Here is a 23,973-nt window from a genome sequence, read left to right as displayed (position 1 = left end):
CCCCTTGTTAAACCATAACAATTTAATCAAGCAATTCATCAGATAAGACTGCAGCAAAATTAGTTTTCTTATCTGTTTGCACCCTTTTCAGCCATTCCTGTTTTTCTTCCTTTGTCATGCAATCAAGTAGAATTGTAAACCGGGCAATATTATTAGCTTCATAGTATTTCTCGGCATATTTTTTCAAATCACTTGATTGCATATAATCTGAAAGTACGGCAAAGAAATTTGATTTATTATCCTGTTCCGATTTATCTACATACTGTAAAATTAAATCTGCGTCCATGTCCTGTACAATAGTTGAAAAGAGCGCAATTTTATCAGCGTCATATGCTTTCTTGTAGTAATTTTTTTGAGCTGCTTCGTCTAATACCGAAAAGAGTGCAGAAAATCTAATCAAGTCCTCATTTTGAAAATATTTTTCCGTCAATGCTGGTATATCATCAGCTGCAACAGGCGTTATGCTCATAATCAAAGGCATTTCTATTGCCGGACTAATATTGGCACTTTTCAAAGAATAAATCAATTCTTCTATTGCCGAAACAGCTCCGCTGTCATTTATATAATCTTTCGCAGTATCAGAAAAATACACTGTCATTTTCGAGTTGTCTTTCATGACAATTTCTGTTACTCCATAGTATTGCTGGGCTTTTGCATATACGTTCCAACCCATTTCAATAATATAGGAATTGCAGTAATATCCGTTTTGTGTATAAGTGTATTTGTATGATTCATCATTTTCAAAATCTGTTCTATCCAAATTTTCATTATCCAGATACCAACCAACCCCTAAATTTTCATCATAAATATATGTATCTGTTCCGTTGTTTTTCTTCTCTGCTATTGATGCCGCAGTTTCTATAACTAATTCCTTTTCTTTTTCTGTAAGATTTTTCATATATTTGCACTGTTCTGTGACATCTTCAAGAAGTGTTTCCTTATTGTCAAACGGTCCAATAGATGTCCAGCTATCTTTTCGCACCACAACAAACTTGATGCTTCCAACTGAAACAGATGCCTGTGGTTTATCTTCTTCGTCCGCACCTTCACAAAAGATATAGTACACTCCATTATCTGTTAAAACTTCATTCAATATTTCGCTGCCCTTCCACGTTTTCATATCATTAGCAACAGAGGGGGCAGCGTATGCACCAGTCACAAAAAAGCAGACACAGACAGCAACCGTAAAAATAGCAGTGACGCCAATAGTTATTTTTGATTTTTCCCTAAATTTCATAATCGCACCTAACCTTTCTTTTAACTGTTCTGCTCCCTCTGTCAAAGTGACGGAAGCCAAAGAACTTTTGTAAAGATTGTTTGACTTCAAAAAGGAAATCAGTGTATCTCCATACTCTCGCCTTGCGATATCGTCAAGTACAGATATAACTTTTTCATCACATGACAATTCACAAGATTTATTCACTTCCTTTTCCAGCAAGTATACAAAAGGATTGAACCAGTGGACGCACACAACAATCTGTATCAGCCATTTATAAAACATATCCCTTTGTTTATAGTGAGTTAGCTCATGCACAAAGATATAAGACAGCTCTTTATCTTCCAATTCGCGGACAGGTAAAACAATTCTTGGGCGAAAGAAACCAATCAGCATAGGGGAAGCAGCCAACGGATTACAGGATAGTTCCACCCTTGTTTTGATATTCAGTTTTTCTTCACAATCAGATAGCAGATTCAAAATTTTTATATCTGATACCTCTTTATTTCCCATTTTGATATATTGGATAAATCCTTGATAAACCGTTATTTTACGGACAAATAAAACCAGTGCTAATGCTGACCAGATAAAAAACAGGCAGACATATATATTAAATGGCTCACGCATAGCAGTGCCGGTTATTTCCCGGTTTGTCTGTATTGGCTCTGCTTTGCTGTTACCCGTACCTGCTGGAACGAATACGTTGGGGCTTGTAGGGATTTCATTTGTTATTGCTGCCGTATCGAATTTTTCAAACAGGCTCCCGACAATCGTAGTATCGGGAGTAAAGGGAAGCAGAAACCGCAGCGCAACAACTATCCAGACATAATACTGCCAACGCTTGCTGAACCTGTTTTTATACAGCGGCTTCAATCCCAAAATGAAAAGCAGTAACAGTGTGCCGGAAACAGACAGCGACAATAATATTTTTATAAATTCATTCATTTTCTTTTCTCCAAAATGTTTCAATCTCTTTCAATTCGTCTGCCGAAAGAATATCCTGCCGCAACAAGGTTGATACTAAGTTTTTCACATTCCCGCCGTAGACTTTAAAGAGTAAGCGGCTATTTGTTGTATAGAAACAAAAGCCGCCTTTCTTTAACAAAAAGCCCAGTATATAGTTATTTCCCCGTTCAATACTACAACCTTTTCTATAAGGCTATGCACCAGCGAATAGAGCCGATCAGCGTCCCCGGCTTCAATTACCCCGGCGAGAGAGGCAAGGGCGTCCGTAGCTTCCTTCTTAGACATTTTCCCGGAGTTTTCCCCCTCGGCTTCTTCCAGGCAATTCTGCGCCGTTTCCCGTTCTTCTTTAAGGGAAGCAAGGCGGCCTTGTATTTCTTCCAGGCTTACGATCCCCGTTTGATAGAGATTAAGGAGCCGCGTTATTTGCTTTTCGATATTTGCCAGGCGCTCCCGGAAGGCGTCCAGGTTCGGAGCTGCACGGGAGCCGCTTCTTTCTTCCACCAGGGCATCCAGGGACGCCGGATCGAGGGCGAGCTTTTTTATTTCCCCAAGAACCAGGGCATCCAGGTCGGCCACATTAAAATGGTTTTTCCGATTGGAGCAGGAGTCCGACCGGATCATCCGTTTAGAACAGCGGCTTACAGAGTAGCATATATATTTATTTACTTTGCTTCCTTTCCAGCCCCACTGGCGGATGGAAAGCCGCGCCCCACAATCGCCGCAGAACAGCAGGCCGGAAAGCAGGCCGTCCGAACCGGTATACGCCCGCTTATAGGCTTTTTGGTTTTGAGCCAGCCGGTCATTGACCTGCTTCCAGACTTCCGGGGAAACCAGGGCCTCATGCTTCCCAGCGTATTCCATATCATTCATAAAGACGCGGCCAGCGTAAACCGGATTACGGAGGACCCGGCTGCACTGATCCGCAGCAGCCCGCCGGTCCCGATCAGCATATACACCGTATTTCTTTTGAACATATACGCCGACTTCCCCCAGGCTTCGACCGGAGCTATAAAGACGATACATATCCTGGACGGCCTGGGACATATAGGAATCCACGACAAGCGCCCGCTTTCCGTTTTCTTGCAGTTCGGACTTGTAGCCGATAGGCGTTATGCCTGAGTAATAGTTACCTTCCTTAAGCCCGGCTTGCTTCCCCATCATTAAGCGGGATTTTATATTTTCCCGTTCCATTTGAGCGAAGGCGGCCAGTATTCCAACGATACACCGACCGAAGGGCGTGGCCGTATCAAAACTTTCCATAAGGGAAACGAAGTTACAGCCGTTTTCTAAAAAGACATCTTCCAGAAGCACAAGGGTGTCTTTTTGGGACCGGGAGAGCCGGTCCAGCTTCCAGACTATAACCTTTTTCACACAGCCAGAACGCACGTCCTTAATAACTTGATTGATGCCGGGACGGTTGAGAGTAGCCCCGGAGTACCCCGGATCTATATGGACCGCGTTTACAGTAAAGCCCATAGCGGAGCAGTAGGAGCGGAGCCGGGCCTCTTGTTCCCCGACGCTATAACCTTCCTCCGCTTGTTCCGTTGTAGATACCCGGATATAGAGATCGGCAACATTATCCAGGGAGAACGCCGCCGGAGCCGGGCTTATATTTCCTTTATTCATAAATACACCACCTTAAAAAAGAGCGCAAAAATAGCCCTACCTTTTACTTGTGTTTTCCGGCGGGCTGATGTATAATTAAGTAGCTCGGAATGTTTATACATGGCAGCCAGCCAGCCCGCGCCGCTTACACCAATAGGCGGCGCGGGCTTCCTTTTTATTCTTCAACAATTTCTTTTCGGCGGAGCCTTGCCGCCGCTTTCTTTGCCAGGTAAAACAGTTTTTTCCCTAAAAACACTACGAACTTACATAAAAGCACGGTGAACTTCCAGAGGTAAACAAAGATCATGCAGCAGGCCCAGATCGTAGCGACGAGAAGCCACCAAGTAAGATTTACAATGGCGGCGATAAAACCGCCGCCGCCTTTTTTAGACGACATTACTTTTCTATAGCGGAAGTTCGTCCCAGGTATTCCAAGACTTAATCCGACACGCCCTTTAGAGTTTACGCTGACACGGGCGCCCTTGACGCCAGCACTCAACCCGGCGCTTTTCTTTCCAACATTCAGCCGGACGCCGCCGCCCAGGTTTTTAGATTTTCGATATTGCAATCCCATATTACAGCCCCTTTCTAAAATTCTATGTACGTTATTTTTCCTTCGGTTCGGTACTTGTACTTTTTGCCATTTCTTACGCTTCCCTTTTTTGAGCCGCTGGCGTTTCCTTATAGGTCATTACGGCCATTTGCATTGTTTGAAGTATATACTTTTTGCCTTCGCTATTAAGGCTTCGGAAGTCCTTTAGTAACTTTTCTTCATCCGGATGCATTGCGTTATTTTTTGGCCCCAGTTCCTTCATACCATTAAGCCGCTCCAGGGAAACACATAGCCCCTTAGAGATTTTCATAGCAACCTCAAGAGCTACGGTTTTATTTTTCCTAGTTATTATACTGCGAAGCGTTGAGTCAGAAAGCCCGCAAGCCCTGGCCGCTTCGGGAATACTTAACCCTTTTTCGCTTAGTATTTCTTGCAGTATAGAGTAAAAATCCATCATACGCCTCCTTCCTTCCCTAATACGATAGCATAAAAAATCACGCATTGCAAGAAAAAATTTAGGAATAGGGCTTGACATTTCACGCATTGCACGATATTCTTTTATTGTACTTCACGCATTGCACGATTTTAGAAAAGGAGGGAAGCAAGCATGGCAAGAACAAATATAGCATTTGAAAACCTTCGGGCCGAGATGGCGAGAAACAATATAGCCATTAAGGACATGGCGGAGGCGGCAGGCGTTACCAGGGACACCATGAGCAACAAACTTTCAAGGAAAACGCCTATAAACCTTAACGAAGCCTTTTTAATTGTTACAAGATGCTTTCCAGGTTCGGACATTTGGGTGCTATTCAAAGAACTTGCAGACGACACCCAGACAAGCAGAGCATAAAGGAGGGCGCCGGATGGTTAAACACATTTTAGCAGACGGAACGGAGCTTAAAAGCATAGAGGGGCGGATCATACCGCCCACCGGAAAAACCGAAGCCGTTTACAAATTGATTGCTAACTTTTTAGCAGGCCAGAAGCCCGGCACGGAAGCAAAAACGCGGACAAGCCAGGCGTAAGAGGGCAAAGAAACCAGATAGACAAGGAGGGATAAGAAGTGAAATACCAGGACTTAAAAGCAGGCATAAGAAGCCACCTGGAGGACGCCGCCGAAGATTTTTTTATGGTTGGTTACTTTCTTCGGCAGATCAGCGAAAACGCACTTTTCACGGAGGACGGCTATAAAAGCATATGGGAATTTGCAAAAGGCGAGTACGGCTTAAGCACTTCCAGCGCTTCACGTTTCATGGCCATTAACGCCCGTTTTTCCATTGACGGCGGGGAGCATATGGCGGAGAAGTACATCGGGATGGGCGTAAGCAAGCTGCAGGAAATGTTAGGCTTGCCGGACGAGGAACTCGAAAAGGTAACGCAGGAAACAACGGTCCGGGAGATACGCGCCATGAAGAAAAGGCAGGAGGCGCCGCGTTCCTTCTACGGCTTTCCGAAAACGGAGCGCCCGGAAGGTTCCTTACTTACCACACCAGGATGCGGCGACGGAAAATACGATTGCTTTTCATGTTGCAGGGAGTGCGCCATAAGGCAGGAACCCAGGCACTGCAGAACCGCCCCGCTGGGGAACCCGTTCCCTTGTACCAGGGTAAACAACGAAGAATGGAAAAAAAATATAGCCTACAGCCTTTACAAAGACGAGTGCCAGCTTTTACACCCGGAACTCGCCCCGGTACGGGAAGGCGACAAGGAGCCAGACCCCTGCTGCCTTAATTGCACAAATAAAACTTGCTTCAACCGTTGCGACGTCGCAAAGAAAAAGGACGAGGACGAGAAAAAGCAGGCCCAGGAGGAACTGCGGAAGCAGCAGCGCGAGGCCGAAGCAAAGAGGCCGGAACCTTCCGACCGCGATATAAAAGCCTTTTACGACTGGGCCGGTATTAAGACCACGGACAACATCACGGCGGAGGACTTAAAGAAACGGTACAAAAACGCAGGAGGCGGAGGCGGCAGGGGAGCCGCGCTGCAGGATTACACCGGGAGCGCCAGGGGCATCCGGATCAACCACAAAAAGGAGCTTACCTGGGTGCAGATTGCTAAACGGATTAAGGAGATCCAGGAGGCGGAGAAAAAGAAGGCCGACTTTGTGGAGCGTTCCAACGGGGCGCAGAAAAACGTCCGCGACCTTATTAAGCAGCAGGAGGAAAAGCGCCGGATTGAGGCTGAGGAAAAGAAGGCAGCCAGGGCCGCCGCGAAGCTGCAGGCAGAGGCGGAGGAACCGGGAAAGCCGGAAATCATAGACGGCGATTTTCGGGAAGTCGAGGACGAGCCGATGGACGATCCGGCGCAGGAGGCAGCAAAGACCAGGGACGAGCGGCAGGAGCCGGAGCCGGTACTTTGCGACACTTGCGAGCATGAGGGTGAGTGCGCGGGCAAAAAGACCCACGAAAACGGCTGTATGGGGTACGAGGAAAAGGCCCAGGAGCTGGAGGCCGAAGCGGAGCCGAACCCGGAGGAATACTCCCGCTTTGACGTTGCGGACATTCTTAAGAGAGAAAGCGCCTACCTTAAGGACGGAGGCGAAGCAGGCGCCCCGGCAAAGTTTATCCGGAACCACAAAATCCTGGTTGACGCCTTAACCCTTTTACTTGAAAAGATGGACGCCGAAGGAGGTGCGGAGGATTGACGCGCAGAGAATACCGCAGACGGAGAAGGCGGAGGGCGCGGCGCCGGTACTTGATAAAGCGGATAGCAATAAGCAGCGCCTTTCTATTGGCAACCGGAAGCGTGTTCTTTTCAGTATACGCTGTGACGAACCAGGAGCGCCCAGCATTGGAGGAAACGGAAGCGGTCGGGGAAATGCCCACCATAGCGCCGGAAGCGCCTACAGAGGCGCACAGCGAGGCGCAGGAGGGGAAGGACTTAGGCTGGACAGCCGCCGAGGAATACAAGGCCGCAAGGATGGCCATGGCGGAGGCGGAGGGCGAGGACACCGAAGGGAAAGCGCTTGTTATTCTTGTAATTTATAACCGGCAGCACTCCGGGAAGTTCCCGGACACCGTAGGCGGCGTTATTTCCCAGGAGAACGCCTTTACTTCCTACCATAACGGCAGGTACGACCGAGTAAAGCCGGATGCGGACTGCTGGGCGGCGCTTGACTTGATACAGATCCAGGGCTGGGACGAAAGCCAGGGGGCGCTATACTTCGAGCGGACGCCGGAGGACGAGGAAAGCACCTGGCACAGCCGGAACCTTGAACGGCTTTTCATACACGGGAACCATACATTTTATACAGAGAAGGAGGCGAAAGCAAATTGAAGATGGCCATGAAGGAAGGGCAGATCCTTATAAAAGAAGCCGATAACACACAATTCACAATTATAAAGAGCTGGGGCAAGATGAAGTGGAGCAAAGCGGAGCGGATGTTTTACGGCCCGGCGGAGATTGAGCTTTTAAACAAGCTGGCCGGAATAGTACGGCTTCCGGGACCCATTGAAGCGGAACGGCAGCGGCTTAATATTATCGCCCAGGCAGTAGACGCGGAGCGCATGAAGCCGGAGCCGGAACCGCTTTACAAGTATCCGGTAAAGTTCCCCCTTTACAAGCACCAGACCAGGGCGGCAAACATGGCTCTTATTACTTTCGGATTAGTACCGCCGCCGGAGGATAAGGAGGGCGGTCATGGAAGCATTGAACAGTAAAGAGCGCAAGTTTGCGGAAGAAAACCACGGGCTTATATATTCTTTCTTGAATTACTACCGGCTTACCGAAGCGGAGCATTACGACATATGCGCCATAGCTTACCTGCAGGCGGTAAAGGAGTGGCACAGAAAGCCGGAGCTTCGGGACAAGTATAAGTTTTCAACGATTGCCTTCAAAAAGATGGAGTCCGCAAAAATAAAGAAATACCACGCGGACCGGCTGAGGGACTCTTACATATTATTCAGCCTTAACGACCTTAACGCGGAGGGCAACGAGTACCTGGGACAGATTGCAGATCAGCGCGACGCCATCCGGGAGATTGAGGACCAGCAGAACATAGAGGACCTTTTAAACGAGGTTATGCCAGCGCTTACGGAGCGGCAGCGGAAGCACCTTATGAGGATGGTAAAAGGCGAAACGCCCGTAGAGATTATGCGGGGCGGCCATACGGCAATAACGGAATTTTGGAAAGACAGAGAGCGCATAAAAAAGGCAGTATCCGCAGTTTTTGTGCGGGGGGGGGGTATTGAGGCGTGGGGCGGGCGGGTGTTATTGAGCTATTAAGGCTTTAAGCCTTGATATAAATAAAAAACGAAAAGGAAGGTATAAGCAGAATGAGAAAAGTAAAAGTATTGATTGAACACGAGGACGGCCACAAACAGGAGCTTAACGGCGATACGGTTATCTGCTTCACAGTAAGCAAGGCCGGGGAGTTTTTGGACGGGAAGGCGCAGCTTATAGACGCGCAGGCAGCATTTATCGGCAGAGAAATCCCCGCCCCGATTTACCCGGACACAATAGGGAGCCTCGTCGCTTCCACGATTGAGAAAAGCAGCGGAAACGCCGTAAGGGCGGGCTTCATTCTTCACATGGTGGCGCAGATTTTAGAGGCGAAAAGCAAAGAGGTTAAAAGCGGACTTACGGAGCAGGAGAAAAAGGAAGCCTTTAACCAGGTCATGGAAGAACTTTTAAAGGCCGCCGTATTTGGCAAGTAAGGAGGAAAGCGGATGGCAAAGAGGCAGCAGGCCGCCGCCCAGGGTAAAGGCTTCGGGCTTTTGTTTGAAATGGGCTGCGGCAAGACATTAACAGCGATTGCAATCGCGGGGGCAGCATACGAAAAGGGAGCCATTGAGAAGGTTTTAGTGGTTGCGCCTACTTCGGTTTGCAGCGTATGGCCGAAGGAATTTAAGGACTACGCGGACTTTAAATACAAAGTAAACGTACTTTTGGGCGACAAGAAAAAGCGCCTGCAGGAGCTGGAAGCCCTTAACAATTTTCCTTTTAAGGCGCTTAAGGTTGCGGTCATAAACTACGAAAGCACATGGCGCGAGGGATTGTTTGAGGCGCTTCTTGATTGGAAGCCGGATATGGTTATAGCGGACGAGAGCCAGCGGATCAAGACGCCCGACGCCGAACAGAGTAAGGCCATGCACCAGATCGGGGACATAGCGAAGTATAAGCTCATTCTTTCCGGTACGCCGGTACAGAATGACGCTATAGACCTTTTCAGCCAGTACAGATTTTTAAACCCTAACATTTTCGGCTATAACTTTTACGCCTTCCGGGGGCGCTACGCCATTATGGGCGGCTTCAACCGAAAGCAGATTGTAGGCTATAAGGACTTAGATCAGCTTATCCAAAAGGAGCATAGTATAGCTTACCGGGTAACGAAGGCGGAAGCCCTGGACCTGCCGGAGCAAACATTTTTAACGCGGTATATTCAGCTTGCAGGGAAGGAGAAGCAGCTTTACGACAAGATTAAAAAAGACAGCTTCGCAGAGCTGGAGAACGGCGGCATGATAACGGCCCCGACGGTACTTACAAAACTTTTGAGGCTACAGCAGTTTACCGGAGGTTTTATCCAGGCGGACGAGGGGACGAAGCCGGAGCTTGTATTTAAGGGGAAGCTAAACGCCCTGGAGGACATTTTAGAGGATTACGTTATAGGCGAAGGAAAGAAGCTGGTTATTTTCTGCCGGTTCCGCCCGGAGATTGACTTAATACAGAAGCTCCTGGAAAAGAAAAAGATACAGTACCGCAGCATATACGGCGACATCAAGATCGACGACCGGGGGCCGATTGTAGCGGACTTCCAGAAGATACCGGAAATAAAAGTATTCCTTGCACAGATTGACACCGCCGGGCTGGGGATTACCTTAACAGCAGCCGACACTTGCGTCTATTACAGCGAAAACTTTAATTACGCAGCGTACAGCCAGAGCCTGGCCCGTATTCACAGAATAGGGCAGAGGAACACCTGCACATATATCCATTTGGTAGTAGAGAAAACCGTAGACGAGATTATTTTAAAAGCACTTTCCAAAAAAGAGGACCTGGCAAAAACCATAGTAGACGATTGGAGGCAGTATTTTTGATGGAGGCTATTAAAGTAACCCGGAACCTTGACGGCAAGGGGCGCTTAATTCTTCCGAGGGATTTTAGAGAGGCCGCAGGCTTCGAGCCGGATCAGAGGGTGAGCGTAGCCCTTGCAGATTTTGAAGGGGAAAAAGTTTTCATTATAAGCAAGAAGGAGGAAAGCCATGAGTAAACCGAGCAAAGAAAAGGCAGTTTGTAAAACCTGCAGCAATTTATTGATGGAGGGCCGGAACTGCGGGAGAAACAACTTTTATTGTATGCACCCGGAAGCTAAGACAGAAACCATGCCGCACCGCAGGATCGCGCAGGACAGGGCGGACGAAATACCCATCAAGACGGCGCCGCGCTGGTGTCCGCTTAACCAGAAGGAGGGATAAGGAACCATGCCAAAACAGACCGAGCAGAAAGAAATTGTTATTTGCAAGCACTGCGGCAAGCCGGAATATTGGGGCGCTATGCGCTGGCTTTCCGGGCGTTGCGCTTGCCGGAATTGTTACCGCAGCTTTTGGGAGGACCAGAATCACAAGCGCTACACCTGGGACGACTTAGACGGGCCGCGCCCGACGCTTGAAGAATACAAAGAGCAGGAGGCAAAGAAATGCGAAAATACGAATTAAGCATAAGCGCCGACTACGTCCCGGAGTGGGGAGTAGTTGAGGCAACAAGAGAATTTTTTCAAAATTCCATAGACGAGCAGACCAGGGACGGCAGCAACAAAATGTTTTTCAATTACGACAGCGAAACCCAGGTTATGCGGATCGGAAACAAGCATAGCGACCTGGATATAAAAACGCTTCTTTTCGGCGTAACCACGAAGGCAAAGGACAGCGAGATGATCGGGAACCACGGCGAAGGCTATAAGATCGCTACCGTTGTTTTCCTTCGTTTGGGGAAAAGCGTTGTTTTCTACAATTACTGCCGCCGGGAAATTTGGCGGCCCCGGCTTGTAAAATCCAGGAAGTACGACGGCGCCCTGGTTCCTACGTTCTTCGTTGAAAACGAAGCCATATGGAAGGAAGTACCGGAGCATAGCTTAATTATTGAGGTCGGCGGGATAACGCCGGAGGACTACGAGAAAATACAGAGTTGCAATTTACACCTGCAGGAGAATTACAGCCGCAGGGAAACCAGCTACGGCGCGATCCTTGACGACGAGGAATACATAGGCCACATTTTCGTCGGAGGGCTTCATATTTGCAAGGACCAGCGGCTGGACATTGGAATCGACTTTAAGCCGAAGATCGTAAGATTGGAGCGCGACCGGAGCATGGTAAACAGCTTCGATGTTCAGTGGTACGCAGCCCGCATGATTGAGGAATTGAAGGACGCCGAAACCACAAAGAAAGCGCTTGAATCATACAGCGGGGTATATATCAATTCCTATTCAGTTCCGGCGGAGCTTCGGGACGAGATCGCGGAGGACTTCATGAACACACACGGAGCCAAGGCCGTCCCGGTAAGCGACCAGGAGGACATGGAAAAGATAAAGAAGCGGGGATATAAGCCGGTCATTGTTTCCCAGGCAAAGCGGGACGTTATTCTGAAATCGGAGCTTTACGCAGATATTAAAGCGGAAAACGATAAGGAGAGGGAAAAGGCCCGCCCGCTTTACGACCGTTTCTGCGAATTTGCAGAGAAGATCGAGAACCGGCTGGAGGAAAGCGAAGTAGCAACGCTTTATGGATTTTTGGACGAGATATCAGAGCTTGAAGAAAAGGAGGAATAAAAGTGGCAGATATTTTTACATTGATTGACGAATACAAGGGACTGCTGGACGAGAAGGACCGGCTTAAGGACGCCACCACGGAAAACAATAAGGAGCTGGAGAAAAAGCGCAAGGAGTTGGCGCAGGCCATGATCGACGCGGAAAGCCCGAAGGTAAGCCGGGGCGGCTTCCTTTACAGCTTGCAGGATAAGACCAAGTACAACAAAATCGGTGACTGCGACGAGGACGGCTTTTTTGAAACATTGGAGGAACATGGGCTGGGGGATATTATTAAGCGCACCGTAAACGCGCAGACCTTGAACGGAGCTATGGCGGGACTTGTTGAGGAAAACGACGGGGAGCTGCCGGAGGACTTCGAGGAATATATAAAGCCTTATCAGTATTACGACGTAGCAAAGCGCAAGGAAACAAATAAGGCGGCAAAGAACGCCAAAAAGAAGAAGGGAGAGTAAGCATGGATGCATACGAGCAGATGGAGATCGACGTAAGGCTCGAATCGGAAAAGGATCTTAAAACCAACGTAGGGAAGGTTATTAAGTTCTTCTACGACAAGCGCCGGATGGAGGCTGAGGAAAGCGGCTGGCCGCTTAAGAAGGTAGAGAGCAAACACGAAGGCTACGGAATCGCGGCGGAGGCATACAGCAAGATCGGAGCCAAGGCGAAGGTCCTTAAGAACGGCATGGAGGACTATTTAAAACTTTTGCAGGTAAAGGGCGAGGACGGCGTGAGCATTTGCGGGGATATTTACAACCAGGCGCTGGAGCTTGCTATGGAGGCCATAGGGATGGCAGCAGACGCTACCCGGATATTGAACGACCTTTATTACGGCTACGACAGCCGGACGCCGATAGAGCAGGCCATAGCCGAAATGAAGGCCCAGGACGGCCAGGAGGGCGCCGAGTTTGAGGACGCGGAAGAATCCCAGGGCGAGGGCGAAAACGACGCCCAGGAGGCGCAGGAGAGCGCCGAGAGCTACGATCCGGACGCAGAGCCGGGAGAAAATTAAAGGAGGGATAAGATGGCTTTAAAAGTAAATGAGATTGTAAAAGTTGAGGTTGAGGCCAGCGACGGCCAGGTCTTGAAGGAAGGCGACGCTATTATGCTTCGCATTAACCGGAGAACCCCGGAGGACGTCGTCTGCAGATACGCGGGGCTTTCAAACGGTTACTTTGTTACCACTACCCTGGACGGGCAGCACGAAAACAAATACCGCCAGGCAAGCATTGAAACCTGTTACCGCATTAAGGACGTAGAGAAGGTCCCGCCCCAGGCATTGAAGGAAGCTGGCAAGGATGCAGCAGAGGGAGCAGCGCAGGACGCCGCAGCGCCTTTATTGACGCCGGGCGCATAAATAAAAAGGAGGACACAAAACCATGGCAAAGAACGAATTGAAAGTAGTAGACAGCTTCGACCTGCAGACCATAAGCGGAGATTTGGCGCAGGCAGTAGCGGAGGAAATGGACGGGCTGGGGAGCCTTCCGTTTGACCGCGTTAAAATTCCTTCCGGGGGCGGCCTTGCCTTCGAGGTTCCCGGAGAGGACGACGAGAACCCGGAGAGCGCAACGGAGATCGTAGGCGTTATTTTGGACCACCACCCGGTCAATGCATACTGGCGCGAGAAGTTCGCAGGCGGAAACGAGCAGCCGGACTGTTCCAGCTTTGACGGAAAGCAGGGAGTAGATCGGGAAACCGGGGAAATTAAGGACTGCGCGAGCTGCCCTTATAACCAGTTCGGCAGCGACGACAAGGGGAAGGCTTGTAAGAACGTACACCGCGTTTTCATTCTTCGGGAAGGGAACCCCGTACCCCTGGTGCTTTCCCTTCCGCCGACCAGCCTTAAATATATGCGGGACTATATCGCAAAGCGCGTTATTTTAAAGGGCTTCCGTTGTTGGCAGGTTGTAACCAGGATTACGCTGAAGAAAGAAAAGAACGCCGCCGGAATTGCATACAGCCGCGCCGTATTTTCCTTCGTTGGTAAGTTAAGCTCCGAAAAGGAAAAAGAGGCCGGAGTCATGAAGGACTTTATTAAGCAGCAGCACCGGCAGATCGACATAGGCGACGACGATTACGCAAAGACCGGCAGCAGTACCCAGGAGGGACCGGCAGCACCCAAAGCAGACGAAGCGGGCTTTATGAACGTACCGGAGGGCGCCGAGGATTTACCCTTTAATTAAGGCACAAAAGCCTGGGGGCGCGGGCGCTTACCCCCCCCCAGGCGAAAATAGACGGTTGGAGGATAAGCGCATGAAAAAGGTATACATTATTTCACGCTACCGGGCCTTTACGGAACGGGGGCGCGAGTTTAACCGCAGGGTGGCGCGGTATTTCTGCAGGAAGGTTATTTTAGAAGGTAAGCAGCCTATAGCTCCGCACCTTTACTATACCCAGTTTTTAGACGACGGGGACGAGAGGGAGCGGCGGATCGGGACGCAGATAGGCATAAAAGAGCTTCGGGAAGCTGACGAATTTCTTTTAATTTTGATTGACGGGAAGATCAGCGAAGGGATGTACGCAGAGATCCGGGAGGCGACGAAGGAAGGGAAGCGCGGAAGAATAATATGCATGACCCGAAAAGAGATTGAGGAAGTGATGGAATGAACGCCGAGCAGCTTAACATTGACGATTTTGTAAATTACGAAACAGAATACCGGGCAATCATAAAAGGCGCGAAACCAAGCGGCGGGAACCTTGTAGGCCGCTGTCCCTTCCACGACGACCAAAAAAACAGCTTTAGCGTAAATTTAAAGACCGGCCAGTGGCACTGCTTCTCAGAGGATCGCGGCGGAAATTTTATTGATTTTTGGGCGGAGCTTAACGGCGTAGACACCAAAGAAGCATATAAGCAGATTTTAGAGAAGTACGGAAAGCTGGAGGAACCGAAGCAGGATAAAAAGCCGAAGCAGAAATATAAAAATTATAGCCTTGCAGAATACACCTTTACAAAGCATTTGCCGGAGGACTTCTTAAAAGACACTTGCGGCATCACCACGGCGAAAGACAAAGACGGCTCACAATACCTTAAAATGCCTTACTTCAACGAAGAAAACACAACCCCGATTTTTCGCAAGCGCTACGGCGACAAGGAATTTAGATGGAGCTGGGGCAGTTCCGGCAAGTTGATTTTATACGGCGATTGGAGGCTGCCGGAGCTACGCAAGACCGGCTGGGCCGTTTTGGTTGAGGGGGAAAGCGACACCCAGACTTTATGGTATTTGAAGGTCCCGGCGCTGGGCGTTCCGGGCGCAAGCAATTTTAACGCCCGGATGGTTCCAAAATTGCAGGACTTGAAACTATACATCCACCAGGAGCCGGACCAGGGCGGCCAGACGTTCCTGGCTAAAATTTGCCGGATATTGCAGGAGTCGGAGTTTGTGGGCGAGGTTTACACCTGGAGCTGCAAGCAGTACGGCGTTAAGGACCCTTCGGAGCTTTATCTTAAAGAGGGCGCAGAGAAGGCCACGGAGAAAATACAGAAGGCAATAAAACGGGCGCAGAAGATAGACCTTGACGACATATCCAGCGCGATCCCGGAAGCCATAAAGGGCGCACCCGTAAACCTTAGACAGCCGGAAGGCTGGATCTATTCAGAAAAGGGCATAAGCCACATAGACGAAAAGAAGGCGATACCGACCACGGTCTGCAGGACGCCGATCATATTAACCCAGCGCTTAAAGAGCATGGAAACCGGCGAGGAAAAAATAGAGATTGCCTTTAAACGGGACGGCCAGTGGAGCCGCGCTATATACCCGCGTTCTACGGTTTTTACTTCCCGGAACATAACAGCCCTTGCAGATTTGGGATGCACCATCACCAGCGAGAACGCAAAGCAGGTGGTGAGCTTCCTGGCCGCATTGGAGGCGGAGAACATAGACATCATACAGAAGGCAGACTCAACGTCCACCTTCGGCTGGCAGACAAAAGGGCGCTTCCTTCCAGGACACGGGGACGACATAGTCCTGGATATTGAGCCATCCTTAAGAGGCTGGGCGGCAGCATACCACGCCGCCGGAACCTTCGAGGGATGGGTGGACACCATGCAGCCACACCGGAGCCGGGACAAGTTCCGCTTTATTTTGGCGGCCAGCTTCGCGGCCCCGTTGCTTCGGATATTACAACAGCGGATATTTTTTGTATATAACTGGGGCGGCAGCAAGGGCGGAAAGACCGCAGCACTTAAGGCGGCGCTTTCGGCCTGGGGCGACCCGGAGCGCCTTATGGTAAATTTTAACGCCACCCAGGTCGCCCTGGAAAGGATGGCGGGCTTTTATAACGACCTTCCACTCGGCATTGACGAGCGGCAGCTTGCAGGCCAGAAGCAGGAGAACCTGGAAAAGATTGTTTACATGATCGCCAGCGGAACCGGACGCGCCAGGGGCAGCAAGGGCGGCGGCTTGCAGGCGCTTAATACATGGCGCACCGTAGCCCTGGCAACCGGCGAGGAACCCTTAAGCACAGACACCACGCAGACCGGCGTAAGTACCCGTGTTCTGGAGATATACGGCGGCCCTTTCGACGACGAGAAGTCCGCCAGCCTTATGCACCAGCAGGCGCCCGTAAATTGCGGCTGGGCGGGGCCGGAATTTATAACCCGGCTTCTTGAAACAGACGAGCGCACCATAACGGATCAATACGAAAAGATGGTAGAAGAAATTTACGCAGCAGCCAACGGAACCAGCGGCGCCCACATAGCCGGGATAAGCGCGGTCGCCCTTGCGGATGCGATCATAGATACATGGATATTCAGAGAGGGAAAAGCGGAGCAAAACGGCCAAAATTGTGACCAGGAAGCCGAAAATTGTTATCAAAACGGCGAAAAGCGTAAGAAAGCGCTTGAAATACGGAAGGAGTCATGGGAGCGGGCCGTACAGATGGCGAAAGCAATTATACAAGAACAGCTTACCGCAGGAGTAAGCGACGTAAACGAGAACGCGACACAATTTATAGTTGATTGGATATTGAGCAACCGCGCCCAGTTCGGGGACAAGGCAATCGGAACCTGCCTGGGCTTCATAAGTTCGACACAAGACAAGGCTTATATATTTCCTTCGCTTCTTAACCAGGCATTGACAAAAGCAGGATATAGCCCGCGAAAAACCATGAAATATTTAGCGGATAAAAATATTATTGCTTCCCAGCCCAAAAAGAACGGCGGCAGAGAATACAGTATTTCAAAATGGTTTGATAACAGATCAAGCCGCTTTGTTGAATTTGATATAGGGAGATTTTCAAAAGCTATTGACCCATTGGAAGAAGATGAGGCAGCAGAAGCCGCAGGAATTAAGGAAAAACCGAAAGCGGAGGAATGGCAGCAATTAGACTTTGACACAAAGTCGCCTTTCGAGGAAGAAGAAACGGAGCTGCCATATTAAACTATACCTTCTTCCTATCGCCTAAAAAATAGGCGATAGGTTAGGCGATAGGTTAGGCGATATGTAAAAAACACCGAAAACAAGCGGGCTTTTAAGCCTATTATATATATTCTTACGCCCTATCGCCTATTATATAGGCTTTATTGCAAAATAAAAAAGGTAAGAAATTTTAGACCTTTTTCAAAAAGTACGGGTATATTTCCGAAAATTAGGCGATAGGCGATAGGAAATACATTTAAGCCCCATAAATACAAGATTTTATTCATGTCGCCAAAGAGAAATAAAAAGGCGATAGGAAGAATAGGCGATAGGAGGTGAGCGGCTACGGAAAAAGCAGAAAAATCCCTTGAAAAAGCGGCGGTAACGCTTGAAAAATACCGGAAAAACAAAACGCTTGTCCCGCCGGAGGAATTGGCCGGGAGGTATAAAAAACCTTTTGAGAAATTGAAGCAGCAGCTCAAGGAAGAATTAGAGGAATATTTAAGGCTTTTTATTTTGGACGGCCTACAGTTCCGGGACGACGACGAAGGGCGGCAGCTTGTAGACGAGATTAACCGGGCCTTTAGGGAGGGGCAGATCGGAAAGCGAGTGGGGCGGGCAGCCTTCCGGGAATTTGACTTAGAGAAGATAAAGCAGATCGCCCAGGAACACCGCCAGAAGGTAGAGGGGATATATAAAGCATACTTCGACCGCCACACTTGCCTATACGCCGCCGGGCCTTCCTGGGACCCGGACAATCCACAGCCGCCGCTTATTTACAACGATATTGTGGACAAGTTTTACGACGAAGCAGCGGGCGGGTGGATAAGCAAAGAGAAGCCCCCAGGGGCGGCAATATTGATTTTCATAAAAAGTGAAAATAAAACAACCGAGCAAAAGGAGGAAACACCATGAACAGAGAGGAAAACGTAAAGAGCTTTGAGGAACTTATGGGCAGGGTAAACCGGGAAGGAAAAGACGCCTTGATGGACTACATCAGAAAAAGCGACTTCTACACGGCCCCGGCTTCTACCCGGTTCCACTTAAGCACCGAGGGCGGATTATTGCAGCATAGCCTAAACGTATACCGCTGCTTAAAGGCGAAGCAGGCCAGCATTTACTGGGGGCCGATTTTGGAGGCAGCAGGAAACGACGCCCTTATAATTTGCCCCTTGCTTCACGACCTTTGCAAGACGCATTTTTACAAGATCGATTTTAAGAACCAAAAGACCTATGACCCGGAGAAGGTATTAGCGGCGGAGCGCTGGCAGGTAAAGAAGGATAACGCCGGGGCTTTCATTTGGGAGAGCGTACCTTGCTACACCATAGACGACCGGGTGCCATACGGCCACGGAGAAAAGAGCGTTATGATGATTGAGCAGTTTATGAGGCTTACCGGCCCGGAGCGCTTCGCGATCCGCTGGCACATGGGATTTTCAGAAGCGCCGCAAGTACATATGCAGCTTACCCAGGCAATGAACAAATACCCGCTTATCCTTGCCTTGCACGAGGCGGACCAGGAGGCCAGCACGCTGATGGAGGACGAAAAGGACAATAAAGCCTGGCCGACCGAGAAGGCGCAGGACGACGCCCAGGAGAAGCCTGCTGCCGGTTGCGACTTTGAGGACGCGGAGGCGATAGGGGAAGAAAAGAATGGAATTTAATATTTTTCAACCGTTATGCCCTTACAACAGTTTAGCCTACGCATACCAGGACGACCACACGCGGATGGAGCCAGTATGCAATAGGGACGACCGGAGGCCAGACGGCCATAGTTGGAGTATTTGCGACGAGGCGCACTGCCCATATTTTGGAGTCCGCATAGTTGGAAACAACGCCACCATATACAACGGCCAGGGCGCAAGGCTGGGGGATTGTAAAAGTATTGAGGCAACGGCAGTATTAGATCCCGAAGATTACGAGTAGGAGGTGGAGGCTTGAAAGCTATAACCGTTTGGCAGCCCTGGGCGCAGCTTTTAGCGGAGGGCAAGAAGCACGACGAAACGAGAAGCTGGCGGACAAATTACCGGGGCGAGATATTAATCCACGCAGCGAAGAAAGATCCGCTTTTTGGAATTTCACAGATGCCGGACGAGGGATGGGAAAAGGCGTTACTTTCCTTCGGATTATACGAAGCATTTAACCGCTTTGAGAGGTTCCCGACCGGAGCAATAATCGGCACGGCGATTTTAACAGATTGCAAGCTGATAGATCAGACATACCACGACTTCATAAAGGAACTTTGTCCGGAGGAATTTCTTTACGGCGACTTCACGGTCGGTCGGTATGCCTGGAGGTTTGAGAAGCCGCAGCTATTCAAAAACCCGATACCGGCCTCCGGGAAGCAGGGCTTATGGACTTTCGGAGAAAACGTCCAGATCCGGGGCGGCGAACTATTCATAAAGGAGGCATAGCATGGAGGACAAAAAAGTGGAATTGACCAAAGAGCAGATCATAGAGAACCAGAAGAAAGAGCTGCGGACGCTGGCATCCCAAAATTGCATTTTAGGGGACCAGTTAAAAGAAGCGCAAAAAATAGCCGTGCAGCTTAAGGAGGAATTGAGGATCACCAGGAGCGACAACGAAACATTAAAAGAAGCTATTGTAAACCGTTTTATTTCAGATTGGGGGATAAGGCATGAATAAAAGCAGAGAGCCGCAGCGCTTCCCGGTTGAGCCGGAAACGGTTATGGCGGCATACGAGATTTTAATAAAAAATTGCAGGAACCATCACCACACCTGCCAGGGCTGCCCGCTTCACATTACAGATCCGGAGCCATACCAGAGCGGAATCCCGCGCTATACCTGCGCCGCATTTCCGGGCGACAATATACCGCCAGCAGCATGGCCGGAGCTTGACGCGGAAAACGCGGAAGGCGGGCAGGTCGTAGCAGTAGAGCAGGAGCCGCAGCGGATCGCCATAGCGATGGCCAGGGCAGGCCAGCGGAACCCGGAAGGGGCGCGGGCGTTCTTTAAATTGATTGAAAATTTTTGTAAGGAGGCGGAGCATGGGAAAGCAGAAAAGAAGTGAGTATTTGATAACGCGGGCAAGGTATAAGTCAATAAAGGCTTTCGACCACCGGCAGATGGAAAACTTTTGTGCGGACATTTATAAGAGCGGCTACGAGGACGGAAGGGCGAGCGTTCCTGGCGTCGACGTTGAAACCATTATGGAGGCAATACGGAGCGTAAAAGGGATCGGGGCAAAGAGGCTCTACGCCATCCGGGACAGCATAGAGGCAACATTTAAGGGAGCCGGAGAAGATAAAAAGGAGGAATAAGATGGATATTGAACAGAGAACTAAAACGCTTACTAAAGCGTATATTCATTCCTACAATTTGGCGCTGCAGGAGGTAAAAAATCCGAACCTTGCGGTGCAGATAGCAACGGCGGTTATTATAGTTATTAATACAAACATCCCGGAGCAACCGGCAATAAACCCTTTAGCGGCTTTCTTCGCACAGTTGGCAGAGCAGCAGAGGAAAGAGCCGGAGCCGGAGCCTGGGGAAAAGGAGGCAAGCAGTGACTAAAGAACAATACGACAAGGCGACGAAGATTAACGAGGAAATACGGAAATATACGAACCTGCTTAATAGCATTGAGTCCGGACGTTGTACCAAAATAATAAAGGACAGAGCAGCAAGAAAAACGCTGGAGAAAAGAGGCGGCGACCATAGCACGAGGTGGCAGCTTCTCCGGTTTTTCAGTTTAAAATTTGAAAAACAAAAGGTTATTGCTATACCGCATTACGAATTTTCACAAGGAATAGAGATGGACGCAGACCCGGAGCTGATCGCCGTTATTATTGATTATTTGAAAAAGAAAAAGACAGCCTATGAGGCAGAATTTGAGAGAATAGGAGGCGAGGACCGTGACAGAACAGAAAATGCAGCAGATAAACGCATGGCTTAAGAGGATAAACAAGGGCAAGCTGGAGATGCAGGAGAAGATGGCCATAGCCAACGCCACTATGGAGATGTTGGAGAAGTTGGAACCCATTTACGACAAATACAACGGCGGAAAGAAAGCGTAACCGTTGCGACGTCGCAACAAAAGGAAGAAAAGATGATTGATTTTGAACAGTTCAGAAGCAAGGCCGAGGTCATAAAGTACCTTAAGGCCACGAAGGACATATCCTGCCGGACAACCAAGGAGGCGGAGAAGTACCTGCGGGCGCACTTGCCGAAAGAAAGCTATTACCAGGATAAGATCATAAAACACATAAGGGAGCTGCTGCCTTCCGCTTTTGTTTGGAAGGCGGCGGCGGGGCCGTATAGCCGCCAGGGAATACCGGACGTTTGCGCCATAGTAAATGGCAGGTTTTACGGCTTCGAGGTAAAGCGGCCCTTTGTCGGAGTATTGAGCAAAATCCAGGAGCGGACCATAAAGCAGATCCAGGAGGCAGGCGGGAAGGCTTACGTTGTTACATATCCGGCGGAGGTTACAAGGATATTGCAGAAAGAGGTGAAATCATGATACAACCAAAGACCCCTAAAAAGATTAAGGGAGCCAGGAAAAAGCGAAGGGCGCAGGAAAAGGAAAAAGAGAAAGAAAAAAGAGAAGATACCGGGATATATAAATGCGGGAACACGCTATACATAAAGCGAGAGGTGCTTAATTCATACCTTGAAGCCGGACTTATAAAAAGCGGTATTGAATATTGCGCTATACCAGAATTACTTTCTTATTTACAAGTTCGGGGATATTAGGAAGGAGAAATACCATGAGCAGAGAAGCGGAACTTATACAAAACATTGACGAACACATAAAAAAAGCGGGCGGTCTTTACGGTTTGGAGCTTCCAAACAGCGACCTGCAGATCATACGGGCGGCACTTGTTGAGAAGAAAATCCGGAAAAGCAGGATCGAGGCGGGTGACGTTGTAACAGACAACGGCTACCACGGCCAGGTCGTTATAACACGCATTGACAAAAAGGGATATTTTGAAGGCTACTATGTAGTGGATGGCGTAACAGTAAAGGGGCTTGAAATTAAAGATTTTGTTAAGATTGCAGACAAAAGCGGAGAATGGAAGTCTTGCAGAAACGGCGCATATTTTCAGCGCAAGGGAGGCGATCCACCCATTGAGAAATAAAGAAGGATATAAGGACCCGACCGCCGGAGCAGCAATCGCCAGCGTAAGGCGGCGGGAGAAGCGGCGAAGGAAGGAGGAAAAGCGTGAACAGAAAGCAGGCACGAGCCATGAAGCACGGGAAGGCGAAGGGGCCGAACCTAAACGACCCCAGGCAGGCGCAGGAAATGCTTGAAAATTTACCTATTGCCACATTGGTGGCCGGAATTAACAATAGCCTTGCAATTCTTCAAAAAAGAGGTATTCCCATTTCAGACTGGGACCAGAAAAAGCGGGAATTGTATCGGCTTAAGGTTTTCGGCGGCAAGGTTTATTTTTTGGCGGCTAAGTTAGACAGATCCGAGCATTAAAACAGAGAAGGAGAACAAAGCCGATGGATCAGAAAAATAAACAGCGGAAAAACGAAAGAAACGAGGACAAGGAGCTGCTTAAAGCATATTTAAACCAGTATTACGCGGGCCGGATTAAGCGAACGCAGCTCGAAAGACGGCTTAAAAATATCCGCGAAGAAATGGCTACCCCCATAGGCGGCTACGGATATTCTCCGGTAAATTACGGAGGCACAAACAAGGTCGGACCCGGCGCCGCTTCTTTCGTTTACCGCATGAGCGAGATCGAAACCCGGATAGAGAGCCAAAAAAGCCGGGTAGAAAAAGCCCTTTTAAAAGTCATGGATATTATGGACTTTTTGGAGGAAAGCAGCACGGAGCGGATGGTTTTAGAGCTTCGCTTTATTGATTGCAAGCCCTGGGCAGCCATTGAGCGCGAGTTGAATTTAAGCCGAAGCTCGCTTTTTCAGTACCAGAACGAAGGGCTTGAAAAATTATTGCAGTATAAAAAGGTCCGCCAGATTTTGAGGGAGTATAAAAAGGCCGGTTAAATATAGCCCCCCTATGATACCCCCATATAATACCCCGTATTTTTCCCCGCATTTTTTTACAAGGGGAATTTATACGGGGCATTTTTTACCCAGGCAAAAGCGCGGAAAAGCCAGTATATACAAGGCTTCGGCGGCTTTTTTAAAGTTCGGACTCTATTGGACTTTTAAGTGTGCTATTATAGTAGCATGGGAAATAAAGAACAGCACCCCCACATATAGGCCAGGAAGCAAGCCCCTATTTTATACAGCCACTATTATATAGGCGTATTATAGGGGCGTTATTTATATACACCCCCATATAATAGCGGGCATATATAAGCCTATTATTATGCACACCCCCAGGCATAGCCACGCATAACAGAGCGGGAAATATATAGAGCATACACAAGACAAGGGCGCTCTATAGCATGGCAGCACAGAGGCAAGGCAGCCACGCAGCACGAGGCAGAACAAGCACAAGCGCAGGCGTTGAGGCAAGGAAGGCGAGGCAGGCAAGGCGCACCACGCACAGCCTAAACGAAGAAACAAAGCGCAAGGCGGCCAGGAG

At 49.2% G+C, this 23,973-nt stretch carries 37 protein-coding genes; 33 read left to right on the top strand and 4 right to left on the bottom strand.

What is annotated here, in order from left to right; all coding sequences use genetic code 11:
- Positions 1-22: 22 nt before the first annotated feature.
- The 4 genes from VV089_RS09160 to VV089_RS09145 all read right to left on the bottom strand — a co-directional run bounded on the left by VV089_RS09160 (position 23) and on the right by VV089_RS09145 (position 4,797).
- Positions 23-2,161, bottom strand: a complete 2,139-nt coding sequence (locus VV089_RS09160; RefSeq protein ID WP_334335681.1) for a M56 family metallopeptidase — start codon at positions 2,159-2,161, stop codon at positions 23-25.
- 153 nt (positions 2,162-2,314) lie between these two features.
- Positions 2,315-3,808 carry a recombinase family protein gene (locus VV089_RS09155; protein ID WP_334335680.1) on the bottom strand — a complete coding sequence of 498 codons (1,494 nt, stop codon included), beginning with the start codon at positions 3,806-3,808 and terminating at the stop codon, positions 2,315-2,317.
- A gap of 154 nt (positions 3,809-3,962) precedes the next feature.
- Positions 3,963-4,361 (bottom strand): DUF4236 domain-containing protein, encoded by a 399-nt coding sequence (locus tag VV089_RS09150; protein ID WP_334335679.1) that lies wholly within the window; start codon positions 4,359-4,361, stop codon positions 3,963-3,965.
- A gap of 73 nt (positions 4,362-4,434) precedes the next feature.
- The gene (locus tag VV089_RS09145) at positions 4,435-4,797 is read right to left on the bottom strand and encodes a helix-turn-helix domain-containing protein (RefSeq protein WP_162226826.1); all 363 of its coding nucleotides are present in this window, start codon (positions 4,795-4,797) and stop codon (positions 4,435-4,437) included.
- A gap of 150 nt (positions 4,798-4,947) precedes the next feature.
- Here VV089_RS09145 and VV089_RS09140 point away from each other — a divergent pair, with 150 nt between their 5' ends.
- The 33 genes from VV089_RS09140 to VV089_RS08980 all read left to right on the top strand — a co-directional run bounded on the left by VV089_RS09140 (position 4,948) and on the right by VV089_RS08980 (position 23,426).
- Positions 4,948-5,190 (top strand): helix-turn-helix domain-containing protein, encoded by a 243-nt coding sequence (locus VV089_RS09140; protein WP_120484869.1) that lies wholly within the window; start codon positions 4,948-4,950, stop codon positions 5,188-5,190.
- A 13-nt stretch (positions 5,191-5,203) separates the two neighbouring features.
- Entirely contained in the window at positions 5,204-5,365 is a 162-nt protein-coding gene (locus tag VV089_RS09135) for a BOW99_gp33 family protein (RefSeq protein WP_334335678.1), read from the top strand.
- Positions 5,366-5,403: 38 nt separating this feature from the next.
- Positions 5,404-6,984, top strand: a complete 1,581-nt coding sequence (locus VV089_RS09130; protein WP_334335677.1) for a hypothetical protein — start codon at positions 5,404-5,406, stop codon at positions 6,982-6,984.
- Positions 6,981-7,616, top strand: coding sequence for a cell wall hydrolase (locus VV089_RS09125; RefSeq protein WP_103240148.1), 636 nt, complete (start codon positions 6,981-6,983; stop codon positions 7,614-7,616). Before VV089_RS09130 ends, VV089_RS09125 begins: the two co-directional genes overlap by 4 nt.
- Positions 7,617-7,618: 2 nt before the next feature.
- Positions 7,619-7,999 carry a hypothetical protein gene (locus tag VV089_RS09120; RefSeq protein WP_277820640.1) on the top strand — a complete coding sequence of 127 codons (381 nt, stop codon included), beginning with the start codon at positions 7,619-7,621 and terminating at the stop codon, positions 7,997-7,999.
- The gene (locus VV089_RS09115) at positions 7,980-8,564 is read left to right on the top strand and encodes a sigma-70 family RNA polymerase sigma factor (RefSeq protein ID WP_120484865.1); all 585 of its coding nucleotides are present in this window, start codon (positions 7,980-7,982) and stop codon (positions 8,562-8,564) included. Before VV089_RS09120 ends, VV089_RS09115 begins: the two co-directional genes overlap by 20 nt.
- Positions 8,565-8,614: 50 nt before the next feature.
- Positions 8,615-8,995 (top strand): hypothetical protein, encoded by a 381-nt coding sequence (locus VV089_RS09110; protein ID WP_334335676.1) that lies wholly within the window; start codon positions 8,615-8,617, stop codon positions 8,993-8,995.
- A 12-nt stretch (positions 8,996-9,007) separates the two neighbouring features.
- The gene (locus tag VV089_RS09105) at positions 9,008-10,375 is read left to right on the top strand and encodes a DEAD/DEAH box helicase (protein WP_334335675.1); all 1,368 of its coding nucleotides are present in this window, start codon (positions 9,008-9,010) and stop codon (positions 10,373-10,375) included.
- The gene (locus tag VV089_RS09100) at positions 10,375-10,548 is read left to right on the top strand and encodes a hypothetical protein (protein ID WP_334335674.1); all 174 of its coding nucleotides are present in this window, start codon (positions 10,375-10,377) and stop codon (positions 10,546-10,548) included. The genes VV089_RS09105 and VV089_RS09100 overlap by 1 nt, the downstream gene beginning before the upstream one ends.
- Positions 10,541-10,753, top strand: a complete 213-nt coding sequence (locus tag VV089_RS09095) for a hypothetical protein (protein ID WP_334335673.1) — start codon at positions 10,541-10,543, stop codon at positions 10,751-10,753. Before VV089_RS09100 ends, VV089_RS09095 begins: the two co-directional genes overlap by 8 nt.
- Positions 10,754-10,759: 6 nt before the next feature.
- Positions 10,760-10,993 carry a hypothetical protein gene (locus tag VV089_RS09090; RefSeq protein WP_334335672.1) on the top strand — a complete coding sequence of 78 codons (234 nt, stop codon included), beginning with the start codon at positions 10,760-10,762 and terminating at the stop codon, positions 10,991-10,993.
- Positions 10,975-12,102 carry a hypothetical protein gene (locus VV089_RS09085; RefSeq protein WP_334335671.1) on the top strand — a complete coding sequence of 376 codons (1,128 nt, stop codon included), beginning with the start codon at positions 10,975-10,977 and terminating at the stop codon, positions 12,100-12,102. The genes VV089_RS09090 and VV089_RS09085 overlap by 19 nt, the downstream gene beginning before the upstream one ends.
- Positions 12,103-12,104: 2 nt before the next feature.
- Complete coding sequence (locus VV089_RS09080; RefSeq protein ID WP_334335670.1) at positions 12,105-12,554, top strand: gp33 family protein; 450 nt, start codon at positions 12,105-12,107, stop codon at positions 12,552-12,554.
- A 2-nt stretch (positions 12,555-12,556) separates the two neighbouring features.
- The gene (locus tag VV089_RS09075; RefSeq protein WP_334335669.1) at positions 12,557-13,108 is read left to right on the top strand and encodes a hypothetical protein; all 552 of its coding nucleotides are present in this window, start codon (positions 12,557-12,559) and stop codon (positions 13,106-13,108) included.
- Between the two features lie 12 nt (positions 13,109-13,120).
- Positions 13,121-13,453, top strand: coding sequence for a hypothetical protein (locus tag VV089_RS09070; protein ID WP_334335668.1), 333 nt, complete (start codon positions 13,121-13,123; stop codon positions 13,451-13,453).
- A 22-nt stretch (positions 13,454-13,475) separates the two neighbouring features.
- Entirely contained in the window at positions 13,476-14,279 is an 804-nt protein-coding gene (locus tag VV089_RS09065) for a hypothetical protein (protein ID WP_334335667.1), read from the top strand.
- Between the two features lie 70 nt (positions 14,280-14,349).
- Entirely contained in the window at positions 14,350-14,703 is a 354-nt protein-coding gene (locus VV089_RS09060; protein ID WP_334335666.1) for a DUF7768 domain-containing protein, read from the top strand.
- Positions 14,700-17,474: a DUF927 domain-containing protein gene (locus VV089_RS09055; RefSeq protein WP_334335665.1), complete on the top strand. Its 2,775-nt coding sequence runs from the start codon at positions 14,700-14,702 to the stop codon at positions 17,472-17,474. Before VV089_RS09060 ends, VV089_RS09055 begins: the two co-directional genes overlap by 4 nt.
- A gap of 411 nt (positions 17,475-17,885) precedes the next feature.
- Positions 17,886-18,368 (top strand): hypothetical protein, encoded by a 483-nt coding sequence (locus tag VV089_RS09050; protein WP_334335664.1) that lies wholly within the window; start codon positions 17,886-17,888, stop codon positions 18,366-18,368.
- Complete coding sequence (locus VV089_RS09045) at positions 18,365-19,117, top strand: hydrolase (RefSeq protein ID WP_334335663.1); 753 nt, start codon at positions 18,365-18,367, stop codon at positions 19,115-19,117. Before VV089_RS09050 ends, VV089_RS09045 begins: the two co-directional genes overlap by 4 nt.
- Positions 19,118-19,181: 64 nt before the next feature.
- Positions 19,182-19,379, top strand: coding sequence for a hypothetical protein (locus VV089_RS09040; protein WP_334335662.1), 198 nt, complete (start codon positions 19,182-19,184; stop codon positions 19,377-19,379).
- Positions 19,380-19,390: 11 nt separating this feature from the next.
- The gene (locus tag VV089_RS09035) at positions 19,391-19,867 is read left to right on the top strand and encodes an ASCH domain-containing protein (RefSeq protein ID WP_334335661.1); all 477 of its coding nucleotides are present in this window, start codon (positions 19,391-19,393) and stop codon (positions 19,865-19,867) included.
- 1 nt (position 19,868) lies between these two features.
- Complete coding sequence (locus VV089_RS09030) at positions 19,869-20,099, top strand: hypothetical protein (RefSeq protein ID WP_334335660.1); 231 nt, start codon at positions 19,869-19,871, stop codon at positions 20,097-20,099.
- On the top strand, positions 20,092-20,484 hold the full coding sequence (locus VV089_RS09025) for a hypothetical protein (protein WP_120484853.1): 393 nt from the start codon (positions 20,092-20,094) through the stop codon (positions 20,482-20,484). The genes VV089_RS09030 and VV089_RS09025 overlap by 8 nt, the downstream gene beginning before the upstream one ends.
- Complete coding sequence (locus VV089_RS09020) at positions 20,462-20,734, top strand: glutathione peroxidase (protein ID WP_334335659.1); 273 nt, start codon at positions 20,462-20,464, stop codon at positions 20,732-20,734. The genes VV089_RS09025 and VV089_RS09020 overlap by 23 nt, the downstream gene beginning before the upstream one ends.
- A gap of 1 nt (position 20,735) precedes the next feature.
- A complete protein-coding gene (locus tag VV089_RS09015) occupies positions 20,736-20,984 on the top strand; it encodes a hypothetical protein (RefSeq protein WP_334335658.1) in 249 nt (82 codons plus the stop codon).
- On the top strand, positions 20,977-21,366 hold the full coding sequence (locus VV089_RS09010; RefSeq protein ID WP_334335657.1) for a hypothetical protein: 390 nt from the start codon (positions 20,977-20,979) through the stop codon (positions 21,364-21,366). Before VV089_RS09015 ends, VV089_RS09010 begins: the two co-directional genes overlap by 8 nt.
- Positions 21,326-21,487: a hypothetical protein gene (locus tag VV089_RS09005; RefSeq protein WP_158604906.1), complete on the top strand. Its 162-nt coding sequence runs from the start codon at positions 21,326-21,328 to the stop codon at positions 21,485-21,487. Before VV089_RS09010 ends, VV089_RS09005 begins: the two co-directional genes overlap by 41 nt.
- A gap of 32 nt (positions 21,488-21,519) precedes the next feature.
- On the top strand, positions 21,520-21,930 hold the full coding sequence (locus VV089_RS09000; RefSeq protein ID WP_199735710.1) for a VRR-NUC domain-containing protein: 411 nt from the start codon (positions 21,520-21,522) through the stop codon (positions 21,928-21,930).
- Positions 21,927-22,163, top strand: coding sequence for a hypothetical protein (locus VV089_RS08995; RefSeq protein WP_120484849.1), 237 nt, complete (start codon positions 21,927-21,929; stop codon positions 22,161-22,163). Before VV089_RS09000 ends, VV089_RS08995 begins: the two co-directional genes overlap by 4 nt.
- A 14-nt stretch (positions 22,164-22,177) precedes the next feature.
- Positions 22,178-22,549, top strand: a complete 372-nt coding sequence (locus VV089_RS08990) for a hypothetical protein (protein ID WP_120484848.1) — start codon at positions 22,178-22,180, stop codon at positions 22,547-22,549.
- Positions 22,550-22,632: 83 nt separating this feature from the next.
- On the top strand, positions 22,633-22,896 hold the full coding sequence (locus VV089_RS08985; protein ID WP_334335656.1) for a hypothetical protein: 264 nt from the start codon (positions 22,633-22,635) through the stop codon (positions 22,894-22,896).
- Between the two features lie 23 nt (positions 22,897-22,919).
- Entirely contained in the window at positions 22,920-23,426 is a 507-nt protein-coding gene (locus tag VV089_RS08980; protein WP_135976323.1) for a hypothetical protein, read from the top strand.
- Positions 23,427-23,973 lie beyond the last annotated feature (547 nt).

The organism is Candidatus Merdisoma sp. JLR.KK011 (assembly GCF_036941125.1).
In the GTDB taxonomy this organism is placed as follows: Bacteria; Bacillota; Clostridia; order Lachnospirales; family Lachnospiraceae; genus Laedolimicola.
The sequence above is the reverse complement of the archived record's forward strand: the minus strand, read 5'-3'. Positions and strand labels throughout refer to the sequence as shown.

Coding starts and splice junctions, on each gene's coding strand:
- VV089_RS09160 (WP_334335681.1), bottom strand. CDS start 2,161: ATGAATGAATTTATAAAAATATTATTGTCGCTGTCTGTTTCCGGCACA.
- VV089_RS09155 (WP_334335680.1), bottom strand. CDS start 3,808: ATGAATAAAGGAAATATAAGCCCGGCTCCGGCGGCGTTCTCCCTGGAT.
- VV089_RS09150 (WP_334335679.1), bottom strand. CDS start 4,361: ATGGGATTGCAATATCGAAAATCTAAAAACCTGGGCGGCGGCGTCCGG.
- VV089_RS09145 (WP_162226826.1), bottom strand. CDS start 4,797: ATGATGGATTTTTACTCTATACTGCAAGAAATACTAAGCGAAAAAGGG.
- VV089_RS09140 (WP_120484869.1), top strand. CDS start 4,948: ATGGCAAGAACAAATATAGCATTTGAAAACCTTCGGGCCGAGATGGCG.
- VV089_RS09135 (WP_334335678.1), top strand. CDS start 5,204: ATGGTTAAACACATTTTAGCAGACGGAACGGAGCTTAAAAGCATAGAG.
- VV089_RS09120 (WP_277820640.1), top strand. CDS start 7,619: ATGGCCATGAAGGAAGGGCAGATCCTTATAAAAGAAGCCGATAACACA.
- VV089_RS09115 (WP_120484865.1), top strand. CDS start 7,980: ATGGAAGCATTGAACAGTAAAGAGCGCAAGTTTGCGGAAGAAAACCAC.
- VV089_RS09110 (WP_334335676.1), top strand. CDS start 8,615: ATGAGAAAAGTAAAAGTATTGATTGAACACGAGGACGGCCACAAACAG.
- VV089_RS09105 (WP_334335675.1), top strand. CDS start 9,008: ATGGCAAAGAGGCAGCAGGCCGCCGCCCAGGGTAAAGGCTTCGGGCTT.
- VV089_RS09100 (WP_334335674.1), top strand. CDS start 10,375: ATGGAGGCTATTAAAGTAACCCGGAACCTTGACGGCAAGGGGCGCTTA.
- VV089_RS09095 (WP_334335673.1), top strand. CDS start 10,541: ATGAGTAAACCGAGCAAAGAAAAGGCAGTTTGTAAAACCTGCAGCAAT.
- VV089_RS09090 (WP_334335672.1), top strand. CDS start 10,760: ATGCCAAAACAGACCGAGCAGAAAGAAATTGTTATTTGCAAGCACTGC.
- VV089_RS09085 (WP_334335671.1), top strand. CDS start 10,975: ATGCGAAAATACGAATTAAGCATAAGCGCCGACTACGTCCCGGAGTGG.
- VV089_RS09075 (WP_334335669.1), top strand. CDS start 12,557: ATGGATGCATACGAGCAGATGGAGATCGACGTAAGGCTCGAATCGGAA.
- VV089_RS09070 (WP_334335668.1), top strand. CDS start 13,121: ATGGCTTTAAAAGTAAATGAGATTGTAAAAGTTGAGGTTGAGGCCAGC.
- VV089_RS09065 (WP_334335667.1), top strand. CDS start 13,476: ATGGCAAAGAACGAATTGAAAGTAGTAGACAGCTTCGACCTGCAGACC.
- VV089_RS09060 (WP_334335666.1), top strand. CDS start 14,350: ATGAAAAAGGTATACATTATTTCACGCTACCGGGCCTTTACGGAACGG.
- VV089_RS09055 (WP_334335665.1), top strand. CDS start 14,700: ATGAACGCCGAGCAGCTTAACATTGACGATTTTGTAAATTACGAAACA.
- VV089_RS09045 (WP_334335663.1), top strand. CDS start 18,365: ATGAACAGAGAGGAAAACGTAAAGAGCTTTGAGGAACTTATGGGCAGG.
- VV089_RS09040 (WP_334335662.1), top strand. CDS start 19,182: ATGGAGCCAGTATGCAATAGGGACGACCGGAGGCCAGACGGCCATAGT.
- VV089_RS09030 (WP_334335660.1), top strand. CDS start 19,869: ATGGAGGACAAAAAAGTGGAATTGACCAAAGAGCAGATCATAGAGAAC.
- VV089_RS09025 (WP_120484853.1), top strand. CDS start 20,092: ATGAATAAAAGCAGAGAGCCGCAGCGCTTCCCGGTTGAGCCGGAAACG.
- VV089_RS09020 (WP_334335659.1), top strand. CDS start 20,462: ATGGGAAAGCAGAAAAGAAGTGAGTATTTGATAACGCGGGCAAGGTAT.
- VV089_RS09015 (WP_334335658.1), top strand. CDS start 20,736: ATGGATATTGAACAGAGAACTAAAACGCTTACTAAAGCGTATATTCAT.
- VV089_RS09000 (WP_199735710.1), top strand. CDS start 21,520: ATGATTGATTTTGAACAGTTCAGAAGCAAGGCCGAGGTCATAAAGTAC.
- VV089_RS08995 (WP_120484849.1), top strand. CDS start 21,927: ATGATACAACCAAAGACCCCTAAAAAGATTAAGGGAGCCAGGAAAAAG.
- VV089_RS08990 (WP_120484848.1), top strand. CDS start 22,178: ATGAGCAGAGAAGCGGAACTTATACAAAACATTGACGAACACATAAAA.
- VV089_RS08980 (WP_135976323.1), top strand. CDS start 22,920: ATGGATCAGAAAAATAAACAGCGGAAAAACGAAAGAAACGAGGACAAG.